19 protein-coding genes are annotated in these 19,176 nt (G+C 62.1%); 8 read left to right on the top strand and 11 right to left on the bottom strand.

What is annotated here, in order from left to right:
• Nucleotides 1–51 precede the first annotated feature (51 nt).
• Entirely contained in the window at nt 52–249 is a 198-nt protein-coding gene (locus AB3X94_RS14125; RefSeq protein WP_176111181.1) for a hypothetical protein, read from the bottom strand.
• Nucleotides 250–412: 163 nt separating this feature from the next.
• Between AB3X94_RS14125 and AB3X94_RS14120 the strand changes: the two genes are divergently transcribed.
• Nucleotides 413–835: an ACT domain-containing protein gene (locus AB3X94_RS14120; protein WP_176111182.1), complete on the top strand. Its 423-nt coding sequence runs from the start codon at nt 413–415 to the stop codon at nt 833–835.
• Between the two features lie 77 nt (nt 836–912).
• A complete protein-coding gene (locus tag AB3X94_RS14115) occupies nt 913–1,374 on the top strand; it encodes a hypothetical protein (RefSeq protein ID WP_368611855.1) in 462 nt (153 codons plus the stop codon).
• A gap of 42 nt (nt 1,375–1,416) precedes the next feature.
• Here AB3X94_RS14115 and AB3X94_RS14110 read toward each other — a convergent pair whose 3' ends face one another.
• On the bottom strand, nt 1,417–4,170 hold the full coding sequence (locus tag AB3X94_RS14110; protein WP_368611854.1) for a UPF0182 family protein: 2,754 nt from the start codon (nt 4,168–4,170) through the stop codon (nt 1,417–1,419).
• Nucleotides 4,171–4,393: 223 nt separating this feature from the next.
• Between AB3X94_RS14110 and AB3X94_RS14105 the strand changes: the two genes are divergently transcribed.
• The 3 genes from AB3X94_RS14105 to AB3X94_RS14095 all read left to right on the top strand — a co-directional run bounded on the left by AB3X94_RS14105 (nt 4,394) and on the right by AB3X94_RS14095 (nt 7,022).
• The gene (locus AB3X94_RS14105) at nt 4,394–4,978 is read left to right on the top strand and encodes a glutathione binding-like protein (protein WP_368611853.1); all 585 of its coding nucleotides are present in this window, start codon (nt 4,394–4,396) and stop codon (nt 4,976–4,978) included.
• A 410-nt stretch (nt 4,979–5,388) separates the two neighbouring features.
• Nucleotides 5,389–6,105 (top strand): transposase, encoded by a 717-nt coding sequence (locus tag AB3X94_RS14100; protein ID WP_368611852.1) that lies wholly within the window; start codon nt 5,389–5,391, stop codon nt 6,103–6,105.
• Nucleotides 6,106–6,434: 329 nt separating this feature from the next.
• Nucleotides 6,435–7,022 carry a YSC84-related protein gene (locus AB3X94_RS14095; RefSeq protein WP_176111187.1) on the top strand — a complete coding sequence of 196 codons (588 nt, stop codon included), beginning with the start codon at nt 6,435–6,437 and terminating at the stop codon, nt 7,020–7,022.
• A 61-nt stretch (nt 7,023–7,083) separates the two neighbouring features.
• On the opposite strand, the gene AB3X94_RS14090 is transcribed toward AB3X94_RS14095, so the two are convergent.
• The 7 genes from AB3X94_RS14090 to AB3X94_RS14060 all read right to left on the bottom strand — a co-directional run bounded on the left by AB3X94_RS14090 (nt 7,084) and on the right by AB3X94_RS14060 (nt 12,136).
• Entirely contained in the window at nt 7,084–8,307 is a 1,224-nt protein-coding gene (locus tag AB3X94_RS14090) for a polysaccharide pyruvyl transferase family protein (protein WP_368611851.1), read from the bottom strand.
• Nucleotides 8,304–9,362, bottom strand: a complete 1,059-nt coding sequence (locus tag AB3X94_RS14085) for a lysylphosphatidylglycerol synthase domain-containing protein (RefSeq protein WP_368611850.1) — start codon at nt 9,360–9,362, stop codon at nt 8,304–8,306. Before AB3X94_RS14085 ends, AB3X94_RS14090 begins: the two co-directional genes overlap by 4 nt.
• Nucleotides 9,363–9,484: 122 nt before the next feature.
• On the bottom strand, nt 9,485–9,682 hold the full coding sequence (locus AB3X94_RS14080) for a hypothetical protein (RefSeq protein WP_176111190.1): 198 nt from the start codon (nt 9,680–9,682) through the stop codon (nt 9,485–9,487).
• Between the two features lie 107 nt (nt 9,683–9,789).
• Entirely contained in the window at nt 9,790–10,335 is a 546-nt protein-coding gene (locus tag AB3X94_RS14075; RefSeq protein ID WP_368611849.1) for a phasin family protein, read from the bottom strand.
• A 328-nt stretch (nt 10,336–10,663) separates the two neighbouring features.
• Nucleotides 10,664–10,858 carry a hypothetical protein gene (locus AB3X94_RS14070; protein ID WP_176111191.1) on the bottom strand — a complete coding sequence of 65 codons (195 nt, stop codon included), beginning with the start codon at nt 10,856–10,858 and terminating at the stop codon, nt 10,664–10,666.
• A gap of 70 nt (nt 10,859–10,928) precedes the next feature.
• The gene (locus tag AB3X94_RS14065) at nt 10,929–11,561 is read right to left on the bottom strand and encodes a response regulator transcription factor (RefSeq protein WP_176111192.1); all 633 of its coding nucleotides are present in this window, start codon (nt 11,559–11,561) and stop codon (nt 10,929–10,931) included.
• Between the two features lie 98 nt (nt 11,562–11,659).
• A complete protein-coding gene (locus AB3X94_RS14060; protein WP_246392273.1) occupies nt 11,660–12,136 on the bottom strand; it encodes a hypothetical protein in 477 nt (158 codons plus the stop codon).
• A 50-nt stretch (nt 12,137–12,186) separates the two neighbouring features.
• Here AB3X94_RS14060 and AB3X94_RS14055 point away from each other — a divergent pair, with 50 nt between their 5' ends.
• Nucleotides 12,187–12,957: a DUF3047 domain-containing protein gene (locus tag AB3X94_RS14055; protein WP_368611910.1), complete on the top strand. Its 771-nt coding sequence runs from the start codon at nt 12,187–12,189 to the stop codon at nt 12,955–12,957.
• Nucleotides 12,958–13,150: 193 nt separating this feature from the next.
• Nucleotides 13,151–15,475: a PAS domain S-box protein gene (locus AB3X94_RS14050; protein ID WP_368611909.1), complete on the top strand. Its 2,325-nt coding sequence runs from the start codon at nt 13,151–13,153 to the stop codon at nt 15,473–15,475.
• Between the two features lie 40 nt (nt 15,476–15,515).
• Here the strand turns inward: AB3X94_RS14050 and AB3X94_RS14045 are convergent, their stop codons facing one another.
• Entirely contained in the window at nt 15,516–16,781 is a 1,266-nt protein-coding gene (locus AB3X94_RS14045; RefSeq protein WP_368611848.1) for a DUF2252 family protein, read from the bottom strand.
• A gap of 40 nt (nt 16,782–16,821) precedes the next feature.
• A complete protein-coding gene (locus AB3X94_RS14040) occupies nt 16,822–17,211 on the bottom strand; it encodes an NUDIX hydrolase (RefSeq protein WP_176111194.1) in 390 nt (129 codons plus the stop codon).
• Between the two features lie 309 nt (nt 17,212–17,520).
• Here AB3X94_RS14040 and AB3X94_RS14035 point away from each other — a divergent pair, with 309 nt between their 5' ends.
• Nucleotides 17,521–19,167 (top strand): alpha/beta-hydrolase family protein, encoded by a 1,647-nt coding sequence (locus tag AB3X94_RS14035; RefSeq protein ID WP_368611847.1) that lies wholly within the window; start codon nt 17,521–17,523, stop codon nt 19,165–19,167.
• Nucleotides 19,168–19,176 lie beyond the last annotated feature (9 nt).

The raw sequence follows: 19,176 nt of genomic DNA, 5'->3' as shown, positions 1-19,176 counted from the left end.
ACCCAAATGGGTAGCCGGGTAGATGCAGTGCGGGCCCTGTTCAACCTGCGGCTAACGCCGCCCGCTACGGCCCCATACATAGCGCACCCATCGCTGCCAGCGGCTTTGCGGTGGAGCGGGCGCGTGGCGCGCAGTCTGCGCTTCGCGGTCGCGCTGGACGGACTTCTGCACCTGTTCGTGGATCTGCCTCAAGCTCATGCCGCCTGGGCCTTTCAGCGCGTCGGGATCGTCATCGGGATCGTCTGTCATCAGGGTCGCCTGTTTGTGAAGAGGCGACTTGATCTTGATACAGATGCCGGGCAGCAGCAAGTTGGACGCGGATCGCCGACCGGTGCGCAGTCCAACGGGCCTTGCCCGCATGCCGTTCGTGAAGTAGATTTTTCTAATGAGGTTCGAGCCGGGAGGGACGGCCATGGAACTGAGTGTGGAACGTGTCGAGGTTTGGGCAGCTACCATCGACGACAAACCGGGAGGTCTTGCGAAAGTCTTAAGCGTCTTGCGGGATGCTGGTGCCGACTTGCAGTTCATCGTGGCGCGTCGCACGCCAGAGGCATCGGGTAAAGGAGTCGTGTTCGTCGCTCCGCTACAGGGAGACAGTGCGACCCGCGCCGCCACCCAGGCGGGGTTCAGCGTTACCCCGAGCCTTCACTCCATCCGTGTAATGGGTCTGGACCAGTTGGGCATCATCGCGCAATTGAGCCAGATGCTGGCGGATGGCGGGATCAATCTGCGCGGCGTCTCGGCCGCTGTGCTTGGCACGCAATTCATCGCTTATCTAGCGCTCGACTCGCTGGACGACGCCGAAAAGGCGATTGACCTTCTACAAAGGGCCTGAAGTACCCGTACCGGACTGCGGACCGGCTTGGCTCTTGCTGGCAGCGAATCCCAATGCCGGTCGGGAGGTCGGCAGGGATGAAGACACCGACGACCACAAGGCGGGTGCTTTGGGCGCTCTCGCTTTGCATTATTGCGACTTGCATCGCCGTTGGCGGGGTATTGCTGTTCGAGCTGTTGGTGGTCGGCCGTGCGGTCAGCGATTTCCGCCGGGACACGGATATAGCGCAGGTGGGCATCGGACGTGGCGAGCCGGCTACAGCCGAGGAACGCATCAACCCGCCCTATCTGAAGCGGTACGGCCTGGACCGCAACCTTTATAAGGACATTCACGGAAACTTTTCGCCAACCGGCGCCGACTGGCGGCAATGGGGGCTGCGAACCAAGGTCGCAGCCACGGTGATGTGGCTGGGTCACGATCCACCGGGAACCTGGTGGACCTACGTTCAGATCAGGTGTGTTGATCGGTTTCCTGAAGCTCACGCCGACAGCGAGCCGATCGTCGATGTTGCCGACGCTTGCCTCGGCGAACCGCATTGATCGACGCGCAGGCTTTCAACGACCCGTTCCTTGTTCCGCTGGTCATTTGTGATCATCGGAACGGCCAGCACCGAGGGCCTCGAGCAACGGCCGCAGCGCATTCAGTTCCGCACCGAAGCCGCTCCAGTCTTCCGCCTTCAGTCGCTCGATCGCGCGGTCATAGTGAGCAAGTGCCTCTCGCGCGCGAGCATCCACTGTGCCCCGGGATGGCGATGCCGCTCGCGCGGTCTCCTGGAAAAGCGCCGCCAGCGCTTGATCCAGCGAGTCCTCCATCACCACACGGTCGCCATAGGCGGCAATTACTCTCTTCATCTCCGGCAACTGACCGGAGGCTGCGCGCAAATAGAGCGGAGAAACGTAGAGGATCGAGTTCTCGATCGGCACGACTACAAGATGACCGCGAATGACGCGTGAGCCCATCTGGTTCCACAGCGAAATCTGCTGCGAGATCTCGGTATTCTGCTGAATGCGCGCTTCGATCTGAAACGGCCCGTAGATCAGCTTGTCCTTCGGAAAGGTATACACGATGAGCTTGCCGTACCCGGGCTGATCGCAGCGCGCCGCGAGCCACGCAATCATGTTCTCCCGCTGGCTCGGCACCATCGGCAGCATCAGGATGAATTCGGCGCGCGGGTCGCCGGGGAGTCGCATGATCGTGTAATACGGCGGCATCGTGCTGGCGGAACTTCCGCCGTCCATGCCGACCAGCTCCTGAGGAAACTGCCACAGATCCTCGCGGTTGTAGAACACTTCCGGCGCATCCATGTGATACGCGCGGTAGACCTGCGCCTGGATCAGGAACAGATCCTCGGGGTAGCGGATATGCTGCCGTTGCCCCGCTGGCATCGCGTCCAAAGGCTTGAACATACCGGGGAAGATGCGCTCGTAGGTGCGCAGGAGCGGATCGGCGGGATCGCTGACGTAGAAATCGACCGTGCCGTTATACGCGTCGACCACGACCTTGACCGCGTTTCGAATGTAATTGGCGTTGTCGCCGAAACCGGGCCGGGAGTAAGGAAACCACTGGCTGACGGTGTAGGCGTCCTGTATCCAGAACAGCCGCCCATCGCTTGCGACGACGTAGGGGTCATGGTCGAGAGTCAGGAACGGCGCGATCGTACGCACGCGGTCCTGAATGTTGCGGTGAAGCAGTATCCGGCTCTGATCCGTGATATAGCCGCTCAGCAAAATGTTCGGATCGTCGAGCTGCCAGGCAAAGAGACTGCGGCGTCCCACACCGCCGAGCGTGACGCCGTCGCGCCCGCTATACCTCGTGTACGCATTGGTCGGCCTGCGGGGATAGTCGAACTCAGCTACATTGCCGTTCACGATCACATAGTCCTGCCGGCCTTCACTGAAATAGAGACGTGGTTCGCGAATCGCCGGCCCGCCGCTGGAGACGGGCGGAATATCGTGCAGATAGAAAGACGGTAAGCCTTCAGTGGATTTCTCGGTGACTGGCGACATCACGACGCCAATGCCGTGAGTAAAGATAAGGTGCAGGTTCACCCACGTTTGGGCGTTGGACGGCAGCATCGCCGGTTCCAGTTCTCGCGCCGACAGCACCACCTGCCTGTATCCGCTATCGAGCTGATAGCGGTCGATGTCCACCGAAAGAAATTTGTAGTAAGTCCTGATCTCCTGCAACTGTGCGTAGGTATCCATCAGCGGTGGCACATCCCAAAGCCGGATGTTGTCGATGGTCGCCCGATTGGCCTGCAGCGAGTCGAGCGTCAACCCCTGCTCGGCCTCGAACGGTTTGACCTCGATCTTTGCAAGGCCGTACGCCTGGCGCGTTAGCGCGATCGTATGCTCAATATAGGGTGTTTCCAGTTTCAGCTCGCTCGGCTTGACATAGAAGCGCTGAAACAGCGAAGGATAGATCTCGGCGAACACAATCGAACTGCCGAATACGAGAAGTGCGAGAGCGACGGGCTGCAGATGGCTGCGCTGGCGCATGTTGATCCAAAGAGCAACCGACGAGGCGGCTCCAAGGCCGACAAGCATCCACAGGACCGGCAACTCGACGTGGACATCGGTATAGCTCGCGCCGACCACGACGCCGTTGTCGCCATAGAGCAGCAGGAAGCGGTCGAGCCACCACGACCATGCCTTCACCGCAAAGAACAAACCGAGCAGTGCTGAGCCATGAGTGATGGCGGCGGCCGACAGCGTGCGTGGTGGCCTCTCCAGCGCAATGTCACCGCGCAACGCGTACACAGCACCTGCCACGACCGCGCTCCAGAACACTAGCTGCAGCAGCCAGTTCTTCAGAGCGACATACGCGGGGAGCGAGAAAAGATAAAAGCCGATATCCCTGTCGAAAATCGGATCGCGCTCGCCAACAGGCACCTGATAAATGAAGCGAAGCGCGATGTCCCAGCTCGAAACTTCGCTAGCGGCGACAACCAGCCCCAGGACGACCGCGGCGCAGGCAATACTGGCGCGCCAGGGAACGTGCGGCGCGATCAGTTCGGACAGTTCGACGGCAACCTCGCTCGCATGCGACGGATCGCCTGCTTGCGCTCGCAAGACATCGACACGCCTCGCGTAACGATGCGCCAACATCCCCGACAGCCAGATCGCGCACGCCGAGATTGCGAACACCGTCGCAAACAGCAGCACCCGCGCGGAAAGGATGGTCCAGAAAACGCCACCATAGCCGACCGAAGAGAACCACAGCCAGTCGACGAGGACGCCGGTGATGCGTCCGACGACGATCAGGGCAACGACGACGGCCGCCACCGTGATTGCATAACGTCTCAGACGCACGCCGGACTTCACTTCCGACCGCATAGTCCCTCCTGTGCTAACCGTCGCCGATGCCCTGCTGCGGTTGTGATGCTGGTTCGGATGGGCCGGGTCAGACAGCTTGAATTATTGTAGGAGCCACAATCAGAATACTAGTGACCCTACTTTCTACCTGCTATCGAGTCTGCGGGACCGTGGCTATGACGGCGGCATACCCTTTGCTGCAATGAAACGGTTCAGTTCATTTCACGAAAAGGGGACCCCTACCATGAAGCTCTACTATTCGCCAGGTGCCTGCAGCCTCGCCGACCATATCGCAATGCATGAGGCCGACCTCACTTTCGACAGCGTTCGCGTCGATTTGAAGTCGAAGGAGACCGAAACGGGGGAGCAGTTCAATCAGATCAATCCAAAGAGCTACGTCCCAACCCTCGAGATGGATGACGGTCAGCGGCTTACGGAGAATATCGCGATTCTTTCGTGGGTCGCACAGCGCAAGCCTGCCCTTGCGCCCAATAGCGAACCCGGCAACCTGCGCCTGCTCGAGATGCTCGCGTTCATTTCGACAGAAATCCACAAGCAGTTCGGCCGTGTTTTCAAGCCCACTTCGGATGCTGAAGCAACGGCAGCGCGTGAGAAGCTGGGTCAACGCTTTCAGTTGATCGCCACCATGTTCAAGGGCGATTACCTGTTCGGCAGCGAAGCGAGTGTGGCGGACGCCTATTTGTTCACCATGCTGCTCTGGGCTCAAAAGGTGGGTATCGAAGTGCCTGAGAAATTGCGAACCTTTGCCGAACGGATGCGTGCGCGTCCGGCCGTCCAGCTTGCGATGAAGCACGAGGGACTGGAATGATGAAGCACCAATCGCCGCCGCGGCCGCGAGGCAAACGCGGCGCCACGAAAACCATCCGGTCCTCACCGCGCGCGTCACACGTCGCATGCACGCGTTCAACGCGGCAATCCGATGTTTCCTGGAGTGATCGCATCCGCGCTCGCTCAAGGCATCGTGGCGAGAACCGCCCGGATGCGGATCCCCTGCTCTTCGGATAGAGCTGGGATGCGAAGCGGCGCCGCAATTCAGCGGTGGCATAAAAAACGCTGGCTGCGAGCGGCAAATCAGCGAAAAGAGGCCAGAAAAATGGCCTTTTCGCGATGCAAATCCGCGCAGATGATCGATAGAATTTTCTATAGCGCGTTACGCACCATGACGCGTCCGATATCTGTGGGATCGCGTTCCCACAGCGGATTTCCAGTTGATTCAGCATGACACGGCTCGCACGGCACTACGTCCCCGAACAACCGCAACACGTAATCTTGCAGGGAATCGCGGGCCCTGCATTTCTGGACGAAGGAGACTACCTGTACTTCCTCGCCTGTCTGGCAGACGCCGCGCGCGTCGCCGATCTGGCAGTCCACGCGTGGGTGCTCATGCCTGACGCGGTCCAGTTCCTCGTCACGCCTTCATACGAATCGAGCGTGGCCATGGCGATGCAGGCAGTGTGCCGTCGCTATGTCGAGACCTTCAACCGCCGCCATGGACGCCGCGGTGCGGTGTGGCGTGGCGGGTACCGGGCGACGGTGATCGAGCCCGAACGGTATTTCCTGCTCACGAGCCAGGTCATCGATCAGGCGCCGGTGCGCAACCGCCTTGTTGCCGACCCGGCAAACTACCAGTGGTCGAGCTGCGCGCATCACATCGGGCAGCGTGTGGATAGCTTCATCAAGGATCACGCGCTATACCGGGCGCTCGGCAATACGCCGTTGGAGCGCCAACAGGCTTACCGCGATCTGGGCGCACGGCCGCTTGACGAATGCGAGGTCGAGAACCTGATGCAGTCGACGCTCAACGGCTGGGTGCTCGGCAGCGCCGCGTATTGCGAGTGGGCGGCGCGGACAGCCAATCGGCGTTTGATGCCACTACTGCTGCGCGACCGCCCGTCCACGGTTCGCACGACACGCGCGCTCGCACACGCGGGCTAAGCAAAGGAGAAACGAAACGGAATTCAGTCTTTCTGCCGTCCGGCCATTTCCGTGGGCTTTCTGCACTCGTCGACAATGAGCCCGCCTTCTGTGCCGATTCGCAAATTGCGCGTATCGACGCATGTCAACGCAATACCCGTGCTGCCCCTTACATACAATTGCGAGGTCATCTTCTACGATCAGTGGTGACTGAATGCACGGCTTATTTTTTCAACGCAACAGGCAGTCGGTCCCGCAGCAGTCAACGCAATTGGCAAGTGTCGGTGGAATATATTCCTTCAACCATTGCAGCATCACGGTTTAAACCGTGAACCACGATGGAGGCAGCCATGCGCAGAAGAAGCTTCTTACAAACAGGTGCCGCGGTTCTGGCAGTCGCGGGTGTGGCGCTGAGCGGGTCCGCGGTCACGATGAGTGACGCCGTTGCCGCCGAATCCAACGCGTCGAAGCGGCAGGTCATCGATGCCAAGGTCAACGAGACCCTGTCGCGGCTGTTCGAGACGGTCAAAGGTTCGAGAGAACTCGTCGACAAGGCGAACGGCGTACTCGTGTTCCCGTCCGTGCTCAAGGTCGGCTTCATCGCGGGTGGCCAATACGGTGAAGGCGCTTTGCGGGTGCACGGGAAATCGGTCGGCTACTTCAAGACGATATCCGGGTCGTTCGGCTTGCAGGCGGGTGCGCAGTCGAAGGCCATGATCTTTCTGTTCATGACGCAAGAGGCGCTCGACAGCTTTCGCAAATCCAACGGATGGTCGGTCGGTGGCGAAGGTTCGGTCGCGCTCGTGAAGGTCGGAGCGAACGGCACGATCGATACGACAACAGCCACCGAACCCGTCCAGGCGATCGTGCTGACGAATGCAGGTCTGATGGCTGACGTGTCGCTGGCCGGCACCAAGGTTTCTCGACTGAAAATCTGACGACATTGCTTGCAGCGTTTGTCTGACAGGGTCTTGCGCTCGTCGCGCAAGGCCCCGCATTTCACGCGCAACACATCGCAGCTCGCATCTGTGCGAACCCCTCCCGATAGCGAGCGGCGAGGTATGCGGCCGTCCGCCTCAGCAACACCCGGTCGATCGCCAGGGCATCGAGCATTGCTTCCGAAAGCGCCTCGATCCCGACGCTGCCCGGCACGGCCGCTGGCTCCCACGTCGCGGCAAACGCGGACTGTTTCGTCGTGTCATGCGCGCGCGCCGGATGAACGAAATTCACCCGCGGCACACCGAACGCCATCGCGACGATCCGTCCATGCAGGCTGCTTCCCGCATGGGCCGTGGCATCCGCGATCAGTGCGCAGATGTCCCATATCTCCAGCGATCGGAAGAGTTGCGTACGTGAGACCTTCATCCGCGCCGCAATCCGTTCGTAGCACGCCATATCGTCATGCCAAGGCGCGGCACCCGCTCGAAAAAACACAATACCAAGCCCGCTCTCGTTCGACACACGATCGAGCTCGCGCGCCAGCACACCGAGCGTTCTATCGTCGCCGAAGTCCGCACTGAACTGCACGGCGACAAATCCATCGGGAAACGTCCGCTGCAAGTTCGCCACGCCGCTCGGCTCCGTGTGCGCGCGAATGGTCGCGCCGAACAACTCGGCCACCATCACCGCCGGGTCCGGCACGAGCCGCGCGGGAATGCCAGCCGCGGCGAGCCCATTCTGCGTGTTGACGTCGCGCACGCTGACGTCGTCGGCTTGCGTGAGTTTCGACAGGACTTCTGCTCGCATGCAGGAGTCCAGCCGCTCGACATCGACGCCACCAACCGCTTGATAAATGACGCTCGACGCAAAGGGAAACATCTCACGAGACGCCATGTAGGGGGCAAGCGCATCGAGACCCGTCAGCGCACGTGCCCACGAGCGTCGCTCATCGTGATGTGTATCTAGTCGCGCGATGATCTTCTGTGCCTCGTCCCGCGGCAGCAGCATCACCGCCGCCTCCCAGTCGCCGCAAGTCAGGATCTCGCCGCCTGCGTGCACGATATGCACGCGATCCTTGCCGCGTTCGGCGGCCAATTGCGCGAGCGCCTGTACAGTGTGGCCACCGTAGACGCGCAGGTCGCGCTGCGCGAGCCCGGCGAAGATCACGCGCTCGCACGCAAGCAGTTTTGCGACGACATGAGGGAACAGCAGGTCACCCAGGTTGTGGCGATCGAAGGCGCCGAACAGCACTACCGCATCATGTTTTCCAGTGTCTCGCATCATGATTTGCGACCGACCCTCTGCGAAGGGCGGCTACGGTGTTCACCGGGTTCCGCTGCGGCGCCACCTGCCGTCGCATTGGCCGGAGCCCGCCGCTTGTCGCGCCATTCCTCCACCTGCCAGGCAATCAGCCCAGGCAGAAAAACGATGATGTCACGAAAACGGCGCGCACCCGCGAGCGCGAGGCAAAGCTGCGGAGGAAAACCAAGCACCGTACCGATCAGCGGAAATCCACCTTCCTGAACGCCGAGCGCGCCAGGCACAAAGAACGCGACGCTGCTGAGCGCCTGGATCAGCGACTCCAGCACGAGTGCCTGAAGGAAACTTGCTTTGGCCGACAGAAAATAGAGCGCGAGCCACAGCTCGAGCGCGGTCGCGATGCATTGGAGTGATTGCCAGACGAGCAGGTAACGGATGATCACACCGGGCTGATGCCAGAGGTCGCTAATCGACTGATCGATGCGCACCGACTCGCCGACGAGCGAGCGGAATTTGCCGCTGGTGATGCGATTGAACAGCTTCGTCAGACGGGCGAACGGACTCGCTCGCTGCACGAACGAAAACGCCAGAAGCAGAACCGCCAGAATGGCGATGCCGCCTCCGAGCCTGGCTGCGAGGTGCAACGCCGTGGCGCCGGCATGGGCGATCAGATAGCCGATGGCCGCAATGGCGAACAGCATTTCGCTGATCAGCGTCAGCTGGAGATCGACGACGAGGCTCGCCATGGCGGGGGCCGGCTCCATGCCCCATTTGCGCATCATGCGAAAGGTCACGACTTCGCCGCCCACTCGTGCGACGGGCAACATGCCGTTCACGGACTCCCGAATCCAGACGAGGCGCAGTACGGCGAACAGATTCGGGCGTAGCAGGCCGCGCATCAGCATCTGCCAATTCCTCGCGTTGGCGAGCATCGGCAGAACATGGACCATCCCTGCAAGCGCGAGCCCGGCGCCGGCTGCGCGCATCAAACCGAGCACCTTTTGCGCGTCGACGTGCCAGACGAGCCAGACCGCGATCGCCAGGCCGGCAAGTGCGGCAACCCGGGCGAGATATTTCATAAGCTGGTGGCAGCGTCCTGTCGGATGTTTTCAGGTATCGAACCGCGAGCCTCGGTTCGAGCTGCCGCATAATTCGTTCCCCGCGCCGGGAGAATGCTGTGTTAGTTGCTGTCTGGCACCAGTCAACGGACCCTTGCGAACGCACGCAGCACAGCGTCGCCACGCGGCGTCACGTGAGGAAGCCGGAAGCCCGAGCCAGCTGGCTCATTCGTGATCAACTGCAGTTCGCGCAGCGCGCCAAGCTCTGCCCGATCCAGATCGATTCGTTCAGGCGCATCCTTCAACAGCAGCAGCGTGGCCACTTCGTGCGGGCTCAACATATCGCTTACCTCGCGGCGGGAAGGAACGACGGGTGACCAGATCCGGCCACGGCTGCATCCGCAGCACGCGAGAACCGGACCCGGCAGGATGTGTGAAAGCTTGTCGCCTATCGGGTCGACGAGCGGCGTGCGCGAGGCGGACTTCGGCGTTCCGGCGTGTCAGGGGTCGCCTTTGCAACGCGTTCGAGAATGGCGCGGACCATTTCCTCTACGTCTGCTTCGGCGACGGATTCGCCGGCCCGCTGCTCCTGCGGCGACGCGATGTCCTCGCTCAGCGTCGGGTCGACACCCGTTGCGCAGGCCGGCTGCTCAGCGGACATGGTGCCCTCCTGGAGCTCATGCGCGTCGTCGTGATTGCTAACGGCACGGCACGGCGTGATGGTTTCCGACGCGATATCCATCCAGCCGCGCGTGTAATCGGCGAACTGCAGGACGAGCCAAGGCATCACATCGGCCTGGCGTCTGATCAACTGTTCAGGTGTCTGGGCGCGCCATACGCTTTCCCAGTGCAGCGCGGCACCTGTGACCGCGGACCTGCACGTGTCGACGTTCAGTCTCATCAGCGCCCAAAAGCCGGCGACGAGCTGGTTCGGCAGTTGCGACACGTCGGTCGGAACGGATAGGGCAAATGGCATCTGTTTTGGGCTGCTCACGGGATATCTCTCAGGTTCTCGCGGACACGGTGATCGCTGCCACTGCGATTCGTGAAGGTCGTTCCCACGCCGGGCCGTCGGTCGGGCAGACGGTCTGAAGCCGTCTTAGAGCAGTCATTCTAACTTTGTTAAGTCGGATTCCAAATTTCGAGAGCCAGGGAGTTTCCCCGATATGTGGGAAATGCGCGCCTATGATGAGCGGGCGAGACGCGACGGAGTCAACCGGAATTGCGAGCGACGGGCGACGAAGCGAGTGCCAGATACTTGCGCCTGGCATCGAGGTTCGAGAGCGAGTTTGCGGTCGATGAACCGCAAGGAGCGGCGCGGCTTAATGCACGGTTCCAAAGAACAGTTGCGCACCCTCCTCCGGCGTCAACCCCGCGGTGAAGTAGGATTCGAGGCGCATGGCCTTTGCATCGTCGAGCAGAAAAGGCGGCCGTACGAGGCCCGCTGCGACGGCATGGTCATACCATCGGCTTATCCACGCCCGCAATTCGATTTCACTCGCCGATAGCACTTCCATGCGATGTTCTCCCACACCAGGTGTACCCGCGCGACGGGTTCGTTCGAAAGCATTGGTCCAGCTTCATCGACTACTCGCTTATCAAGCCGTGCCTGATCGCATAACGGATCACCTCCGCGTTATTCGAAAGACCCAGCTTTTGCATTAGCCGCATCTTGTGGGTGCTGATCGTCTTGGCGCTGAGCGAACACGCTTCCGCGATGTCATTGATGCTCCGGCCGCTCGCGATCAGCTGTAGCACCTGAAACTCCCGATCCGTCAGGACTTCGTGCGGCGGCACGTCTCCCGCATGCTTTTCAAAGACCATCGCGTCGACCAGTTTCGGGTCGATGAAGCGTCCGCCGTCGGCGAGCTTACGGATTGCCGCCAGCAATACGTCCGGATCGCTGTCCTTGGTCACGTAACCGGTCGCGCCTGCCCTCAGTGCGCGCGACGCCACCTGCGCCTCGTTGTGAATGCTGAGCACGAGCAGCGGCAACCCCGGTCGGTCCGAGCGCACGCGTCGGATCAGATCGACGCCGCTGATGCCGGGCATCGTCATGTCGAGCAACAGCAGGTCGATGTCACAGTTGCGAAGTTTGTCGATCACCTCGGAGCCGTGGCCAGCCTCCTCCACCACGATCATGTCCGCGGTAGTTGCGATGATCTGCTTGAGGCCGCCGCGCACGATCGCGTGATCGTCGGCGATGAGGATCTTGATCATGTCCCGAATCCGAACTCGTGCGTGAGGCGCCCGATTGGTGAAGCCTTGGCCCGATCATCTCGCATTCGCAGGACTCGCGGCCGGCAAGTTGCGCCCGGCTAGGTGACCAGCGAAAACGTCACCGGGGTTTCTGCCCGATCGACCAGTTCGTCGAGCCGGTCGACGAGTTGATCGAGCGCCACGAACGTGCCGGCATCGAAACCTTCCGCATGATCGCGGCGCAATTCCTTCAACGTCTGCTGCAAACGTCGTATCGCGACAGGACGGGTGTCGCGCAACGGCCAGCAAAACAGCAGGTATGTCAGCGGTGTCAGGCTGCGCGCCTCGCACCAGGTTTCGAACAGGCGCTGGCAAATTCTGTCGATCTCTTGCAAGCGCCTGCGTCGGTCCAGAAAGTCCGCAATCATTTTGCACATCGCCTTTCGATCTTCGCAAGCATCACCGATGATGGATGAACGGGCGCCAGCGTACAGTCGTCGGCGGCTGCAAATGACTACGGCAAAGCCTGATCCGGGCGTCAGGAAATCCTGAATCCCCCCGACACGCGCGGAAGTAAGCGGCCGCTGAAATGTCACCTGCGCTGCCCATTACAATGGTTGCTATCCTGGAGACGAATGCGACCGCCATGCACCTTCCTTCGAGCCGCCGAGCGCAAAAACGAACCGCACAGCCAGCCTGGATCGCCGCATGTGTCGCGCTCCTGTTGTTGCCGCTCCCCCTTCCTGCCCAGGACGAAAACCCCGGTATCGCCTTTTCCACGAGCGAGCCCGGCACATCGCTGCCCGCTGGCTGGAAGAACCTGCCGGTGGTGCGCGGCAAGCCCATCACGCAATACACGCTGGTTCAGGATGACCACACCACGGTGCTGCAGGCGGACGCGAACCGCTCCGCTTCTGCGTTGATGCACGAAGGGAATATCGATCTCGCGCGCACACCCGTCGTGGCATGGCGCTGGAAAGCGGATGGGCCGATCGCGGGCGCCGATAACCGCGTCGCGTCGAAGGAAGACGCGCCAGCGCGGCTGATGTTCATGTTCGACGGCGACAAGAGCAAGCTGTCGATGTTCGACCGGGCGAAGATGGGGCTGGCCAAACAACTGAGCGGCGAAGACCTGCCCTATGCGACGTTGATGTACGTCTGGTCGACCAACGCCGCGCCGGGCACCGTCATTGCCAACCCCCGCACGAACCGCGTGCAGATGATCGTGGTCTCCGGTCAGCCCGGCGATGCGGGTCGCTGGCAAAGTCTGCGCCGAAATATCGTGCAAGACTACGAGCGGGTCTTTCACGAACCGCCAGGACGAATCACAGGCTATGGGCTGCTCACCGATACCGACAATACCGCTACCACGACACGCGCCTGGTACGGGGATGTCCAGTTCCTTCCCGGGCCTTGATAACCCGGTGCCGTCGAACTGATCGAGCCGGTCGGCGTCACGCGGCCGGCTCGGGTCCCGAACCGATTTCCCGACCCTGTCCAGGTGTGGCATAACACGTGCTGCCAGATCATATTCTTCAGGATCGAATCGCATGAATCATTCGAAACCCGACGACTACCGAGCACCAGACGGCGCGCAAGCCGGTCCATCCATGCCTGACGACTGGGCCCAGCGATGGATCGACTCCGTCATCGACTATGCGGTCATCGGACTTTCGCCGGAAGGCATCATCCGTACCTGGAACGTCGGCGGCGAGAAAATTCATGGCTTTCTGGCTGACGAAGTCATCGGGCAGCGCTTCGACATTTTCCACACGCAGGACGATCGCGACAAAGGCAGCGCCGCTGCGTTGCTCGATATCGCCCGCAGCACCGGCCGCTCCGAGTCCGAAGGCTGGCGCATCCGCAAGGACGGATCACGGTTCTGGGCCAATGTCGTGATCACCGCTCTGACCGACGACACAGGGCGTGTGCTCGGCTTCGGCAAGATCGTGCGCGACATGACGGACAAGAAGACCGCGCACGATGCCGTCGTCGAGAGCGAACGGCGCTTTCGCATGCTCGTGAACGGAGTGACGGACTACGCGATTTTCATGCTTTCTCCCGCCGGGATCGTCACGAACTGGAACGCCGGCGCTCGCCGGATCAACGGGTATAGCGCCGAGGAAATCATCGGCTCGCACATGTCGCGCTTCTACACACCCGAGGATGCCGCGGCCGACCTGCCGCAACGGGGACTGTCGATCGCAGCCAGTGAGGGACGGTTCGAAGCCGAAGGGTGGAGGGTGCGAAAGGACGGCCGGCGCTTCTGGGCGCACGTGGTGATCGATGCAATCCGTGACGAAGATGGGGCGCTGGTCGGCTTTGCGAAAATCACGCGCGACATCACCGAGCGTATGGAAGCCAGCCGGATGCTGGAGGACACGCGCAAGGCGCTGTTCCAGTCGCAAAAGATGGAGGCGGTCGGCAAACTGACGGGCGGCGTTGCGCACGATTTCAACAATGTGCTGCAAATCTTGCGCGGCAATCTGGAATTGCTCGACAGCCGGCATTCCCGCGACGAATGGACTCGCGAGCGCGTGGCAAAAGCGATAACAGCGGTCGAGCGCGGCTCGAAACTCGCGTCGCAACTGCTCGCGTTCGGACGGCGGCAGCCGCTACGGCCGGTCGTCATCAACCTGGCCTCCGCGCTTCGCGGCATGGACGATCTGCTGCGCCGGGCTCTCGACGAGACGATCGACGTGGAAACGGTCGTCGCCGGCGGCTTGTGGAACACTCTCGTCGATATCCATCAGCTGGAAAACGTGATCCTCAATCTGGCGATCAACGCACGGGACGCGATGTCCGAGGGCGGCAAGCTGACGATGGAGCTCTCCAATGCGATGCTGGACGACGAGTACGTCGCCTCGGTGCCGGACATCCAGGCTGGCCAGTACGTGCTGCTGGCCGTCACCGACACCGGCACAGGCATGCCGCCGGACGTGGTGGATCGCGCGTTCGATCCTTTCTTTACGACGAAACCGGAGGGAAGAGGAACGGGTCTCGGGCTCAGCATGGCATACGGCTTCGTCAAGCAGAGCGGCGGCCATATCAAGATTTACAGCGAGGTCGGGCACGGCACGACAGTCAAACTGTATCTGCCCCGCTCGGACCGGCCGGCAGTCGAACTGCCGCCACGCGTCACACCGGCTCCCAAGGGAGGATCGGAAACGATCCTCGTCGTGGAAGACGACAGGAACGTGCAATCGACCGCCCTCGACACGCTCTCGGACCTCGGTTACCGGGTCCTGAAAGCCGACGCCGCGGAGGAAGCGCTCGCCGTATTGCGCAGCGGCGTCCATATCGATCTGGTTTTTTCCGATGTCGTGATGCCGGGTCCGCTCCGCAGCACGGACATGGTCGCTCAGGGTCTGCGGCTGCTGCCGCATCTGAAGGTCCTTTTCACGTCGGGGTATACGCAGAACGCGATCGTCCATGGCGGCAGGCTCGACCCGGGCGTCGACCTGCTCAGCAAGCCGTACAGCCGCGAGCAGCTTGCGCGTAAGATCCGTCAGGTGCTCGATGTCGGCGACCCCGTGCGTAGCAAAACTTCGCGCGATGCGGCGCCCGGCGGCCCGGTCGCCCCTTTGCGTATCCTGCTGGTCGACGACGACGTGAACCTGGCTCAAGCGACCAACGAACTGATCGGCTTGCTTGGGCATTCGGGAAAATTCACGACGTCGCCGCGTGAGGCGCTCGAGTGGCTGGCAAATGAACCCTTCGACGTGCTGATCACGGACCTGCGGATGCCGGATATCGACGGTATCGAACTGGCGAAGCAGGCGACCGCGCGAGCGCCTTCACTCCATGTCGTGTTTGCGTCGGGATACGCAAACCCGCAATTGCCATCGATGCCCTTTCGCTGGACCGCATTGAGCAAACCGTTCACCATCGACGAACTCGCAAGCGTGCTGGCCGGCGTTCGTCAGCGGAAATGACTGCATTTCCGCTCACCGGCGCGTCGTCGGGAGCCTCTCGCTATCTGACCTGTTCGCCCCGCCGGTCGACAGCGTAGCGCCGGCAGTGCTCCAGATATTCCGCTTCGTTTGCGACGGTCAATTCGACCATGCTGCGCCACAGCCACGATGGCGCCTTGATCGATTTGGGCCAACTTGCCTGCAGATCGCCCAGCCAGGCTTTACGAGTCGAGGCATCCATCTGCTGCGCATGGGCCTGCCCGATCACGAGCGCAAGGAAATGGGCTGCCTTGACGGCATCAGCTTCGGTGAGCCGGTCCGCGTCGAACTTGAGATCCTGCGGCATCAGTTGGCGGATCACGACCGCCGCTCCGTTCAGACGCGCGGCGCGCATGCGGTCGCCGAGCCGGGGAGTCACGTGCCGGGCACCTTCGGCTACGCGCTTTGCGTTGTCGCGGGGCATCGGAGCGCCAGCGTGTGCCGGCGCGGCAGCGGTGGCGGCTTCCTTGATGTCGACAAGACAGGGGGGCCCGCCAGCAGAACATTCTCCATCGATGTCCAGCAACACCGCGTAGCGGCGGCGCCCCAAAGAACTGCACCCCTTGACCCAGAACGCCGCGTCCAGCACCTCGATTTTCGCGTCGCCTGTCGTCGCCGCGCCCAGCACCTCTGCCATCGCCAGGTCCGACTGCGGCGCGAAGAGGGATCGAACCGCCTGCGCTTCTTCTTCTGACAGCGGCCAGAAACGCTTGCCAAGAGGAATGTACGGCGCCGCACCGTCGATCGTTTGCCGGCCCAGCTTGCGCCACGACTGGTGCAGTGCCCTTTTCATCGCGACCTGCACGACCGCCGGCCGTTGCGCCCGCTTCGTCTCGTTGCTGCGGGTGTCGTCGAAGGCCTGTTGGTAGCCGTCGATGAGCGCTTCCGCCATGCAGCTGGTGATTACGCCCGGCAAGTCCGCGCTGCGCGCGGCGGTGGCCAGCGACAGTCCCAGCCGAAGCAGGTCGTGCACAGGATTGCCGATCACGCATTGATCCAGATCCCTGATCTGGACTGCCACGTGACCCGCTGCATCCGCGACCGGGCCGAGATTCCCGAGATGACAGTCGCCACAAATCCACACCGGCGGACCATCGGGCAACGCGCCGGGAGGCTGGCTGTCGAGCCACGCATAAAAGCGCCTGGCGCCTCCGCGTACGTAGTCGTATGCCGTGCGAGCCATTTTGTGCCGGCGAAGCTCTGCCAGTAAAGGCGCCCGTTGGTCGGGAGCCGGAAAATTTTTTGAGAACGCCTTTTTCACGACAGTGCTCCTCGCTACAACGGCCATCTGCCACAACCGCGTAGCTAAAACCGTGCCGCACCTGTCTTCAGCGGGCCGCGCGCCCATAGCCGCGATCGTCAATCCGAACGAACAGGCCGACAATCTCCCGGGTGGGTATGCTGGCTGACAAAGTCTCGATCTTGATCGGAGTAAACCATCGGCATTGGGCGATCTCATTGCCGGGCTCAGGTGATATGTCGCGCGCGAACTCGGCAAGGAAAACATGATGCCGCTTGTTGAGCCCGCCAAACTGGAACAGATACGTCAGGTGGACCTCGACCACGTTCGTTTCTTCCTCCAGTTCGCGTCGAGCAGCGTCCAGCGGGGTTTCGAGCCGCTTTATCGTGCCACCGGGCAGCGACCAGCGCGAGCGCGAGCGAGCGACCAGGAGCAGCTTGCTGTCGCGCACGCATAGGATTGTGGATCGATCTTTCATTTTTGAGTTGCGGGCATTCAGTCGTGGGAGCCGATCGCAGCACCACGAGCAAGCAGCGTGCGCGCCGATTCGGTAAGTCACTGGCAGGCTACGAGATTGTTCGACTCGGAGAAAGCTAAATACAATGCGATGCATGGCCCGAAGCACCGTCAAAATCAAGCCGGCTCGTGTCTTCGACTCCTTTGCGGATGGCCCGCGGGGACGAAGTGCGAGCTGCGCCAATCTGAGCGAGCACGCATGCGGAACTCCCACGAGCCGATAGCTGCCGGGCTCCGAGGCGCACTTCGGACGCCGACGCTCAGCGGCTCGTTGCTCGCGCTCGTGTTCTGGTGGCAGTCACTGACGCCAACGCTGATTCCGCGGTCGTGGGTAACGCAAACCGTCGTCGGTGCGTTTTGTCTGGCCATCGGCTACGGGGTAGGCACATTGGCTGGCTGCGGGGTGCATCGGCTGCTGCAGCGATGGGGGCGCGTGCCCGGCAGCGAGAGCCGCCGGCGCATAGCAATCGTTCTGGCGGCGGCGTGGCTCATTGCACTGTTCGCTGGCGCGAAGCTATGGCTCGGCTGGCAGAACGAGCAACGTAGTTTCATGGGGATGACAACCATCGGCTGGTTGGATGGCGTGCTGATGAGCGTGGTGTCGCCGTTGGCGGCGGTGCTGCTGGTGGTCATCGGGCGAGTCGCGGCCCGTGGTGTCGCCGCAGTCAACCGGGTGATCCTGCGCCACGTCCCGTCGATCGTGTCGGTGCCAGCAACGGCGCTCTTCATCATCGTGATTGGCATCGCGCTCGGTCGCGGAGTGTTTTTTCCCGCCCTCGCCACGGGCTCCGATCTCGTCCACGAGCCGAGGAACGAGAACACGACCGAAGGAACCCTGTCCCCCACGTCGCCCACGGTGTCCGGCAGCAGCATGTCGTTGGTCGCATGGGACAGCTTGGGACGCATGGGGCGCGACTTCGTGGCAACGGCGACAAACAGGCAAGAACTTGCGAAGTTCCACGGATCAGATGCGAGGCTGGTCGATCCGGTGAGAGTCTACGTGGGGGTGCGTTCTGCGGACTCCCTCGAACAGCGCGCGCGGATTGCGGTCCGCGAGCTCGAGCGCGCGGGCGGGTTCGACCGCAAAGTGCTGGTCGTGTGGATACCCACCGGCACGGGCTGGATCGTGCCCCAAGCCGCCACCTCGCTCGAGGAACTGCACGGCGGCGACACGGCGATCGTGGCGATTCAATACTCTTTCCTGCCTAGCCGCTACGCCATCTTCGTGGACGCTGGGCTCGCGGACGAGGCGGGTATCACGCTCTTCAACGCCGTTCGCGCCCGCTGGTCGACGCTCCCACCGCAAAAGCGGCCGAAGCTCGTTCTGTTCGGCAAGAGCCTCGGCGCCGCGGGAGTGGAAGCGCCTTTCGTGGGAGCGGACGCATCGGCGTCGGTGGCCAATATGGTGGCCGCGACCGATGGCGTGCTGATCGCCGGCGCCAAACAAACCAACCTCATCCATGCGCAACTCACCCGCGAGCGCGATCGCGGGTCGCCCTTCTGGCAGCCGATCTTCGATGGCGGGCGTGTCGTACGGTTCCTGAATCGCGATCCGCATCAGGTGGCATTGAATGCGGACTGGCCGGCCCCCCGAATCGTGTACCTTCAGCATCCGGCCGATCCGGCTGTCTTCTGGAGCGTCAGAGCGTTCTGGTGGCCCCCAGAATGGATGGCTCCGCCTCGCGGCTTCGACATGCCTCGCGCGATGCATTGGTTTCCGATCGTCTCGGGCGTGCAGGCGGTGGGCGATCAGATTCATCAGCTCGCCGTGCCGCCGGGTTTTGGTCACAACTACTCTTCGGAGGATTACGTCAGCGGCTGGGCCAGCGTGGTGCCGCCCGACGGCTGGACGAAGGCCGACACCGAACGACTCGCCCGCTTCCTCGACAACCTTGCTGGCGACGAAACAGAGCCGTGACCGGGCACA

Origin of the sequence: Paraburkholderia sp. BR10923 (assembly GCF_040948765.1) — a bacterium.
GTDB lineage: Bacteria > Pseudomonadota > Gammaproteobacteria > Burkholderiales > Burkholderiaceae > Paraburkholderia > Paraburkholderia youngii.
Note: the sequence above shows the minus strand (reverse complement) of the source record. Positions and strands in the feature narration are given on the sequence as shown.

Coding starts and splice junctions, on each gene's coding strand:
- AB3X94_RS14105 (WP_368611853.1), top strand. CDS start 4,394: ATGAAGCTCTACTATTCGCCAGGTGCCTGCAGCCTCGCCGACCATATC.
- AB3X94_RS14085 (WP_368611850.1), bottom strand. CDS start 9,362: ATGAAATATCTCGCCCGGGTTGCCGCACTTGCCGGCCTGGCGATCGCG.
- AB3X94_RS14070 (WP_176111191.1), bottom strand. CDS start 10,858: ATGGAAGTGCTATCGGCGAGTGAAATCGAATTGCGGGCGTGGATAAGC.
- AB3X94_RS14125 (WP_176111181.1), bottom strand. CDS start 249: ATGACAGACGATCCCGATGACGATCCCGACGCGCTGAAAGGCCCAGGC.
- AB3X94_RS14050 (WP_368611909.1), top strand. CDS start 13,151: ATGCCTGACGACTGGGCCCAGCGATGGATCGACTCCGTCATCGACTAT.
- AB3X94_RS14045 (WP_368611848.1), bottom strand. CDS start 16,781: ATGGCCGTTGTAGCGAGGAGCACTGTCGTGAAAAAGGCGTTCTCAAAA.
- AB3X94_RS14080 (WP_176111190.1), bottom strand. CDS start 9,682: ATGTTGAGCCCGCACGAAGTGGCCACGCTGCTGCTGTTGAAGGATGCG.
- AB3X94_RS14120 (WP_176111182.1), top strand. CDS start 413: ATGGAACTGAGTGTGGAACGTGTCGAGGTTTGGGCAGCTACCATCGAC.
- AB3X94_RS14055 (WP_368611910.1), top strand. CDS start 12,187: ATGCACCTTCCTTCGAGCCGCCGAGCGCAAAAACGAACCGCACAGCCA.
- AB3X94_RS14115 (WP_368611855.1), top strand. CDS start 913: ATGAAGACACCGACGACCACAAGGCGGGTGCTTTGGGCGCTCTCGCTT.
- AB3X94_RS14065 (WP_176111192.1), bottom strand. CDS start 11,561: ATGATCAAGATCCTCATCGCCGACGATCACGCGATCGTGCGCGGCGGC.
- AB3X94_RS14100 (WP_368611852.1), top strand. CDS start 5,389: ATGACACGGCTCGCACGGCACTACGTCCCCGAACAACCGCAACACGTA.
- AB3X94_RS14095 (WP_176111187.1), top strand. CDS start 6,435: ATGCGCAGAAGAAGCTTCTTACAAACAGGTGCCGCGGTTCTGGCAGTC.
- AB3X94_RS14110 (WP_368611854.1), bottom strand. CDS start 4,170: ATGCGGTCGGAAGTGAAGTCCGGCGTGCGTCTGAGACGTTATGCAATC.
- AB3X94_RS14090 (WP_368611851.1), bottom strand. CDS start 8,307: ATGATGCGAGACACTGGAAAACATGATGCGGTAGTGCTGTTCGGCGCC.
- AB3X94_RS14040 (WP_176111194.1), bottom strand. CDS start 17,211: ATGAAAGATCGATCCACAATCCTATGCGTGCGCGACAGCAAGCTGCTC.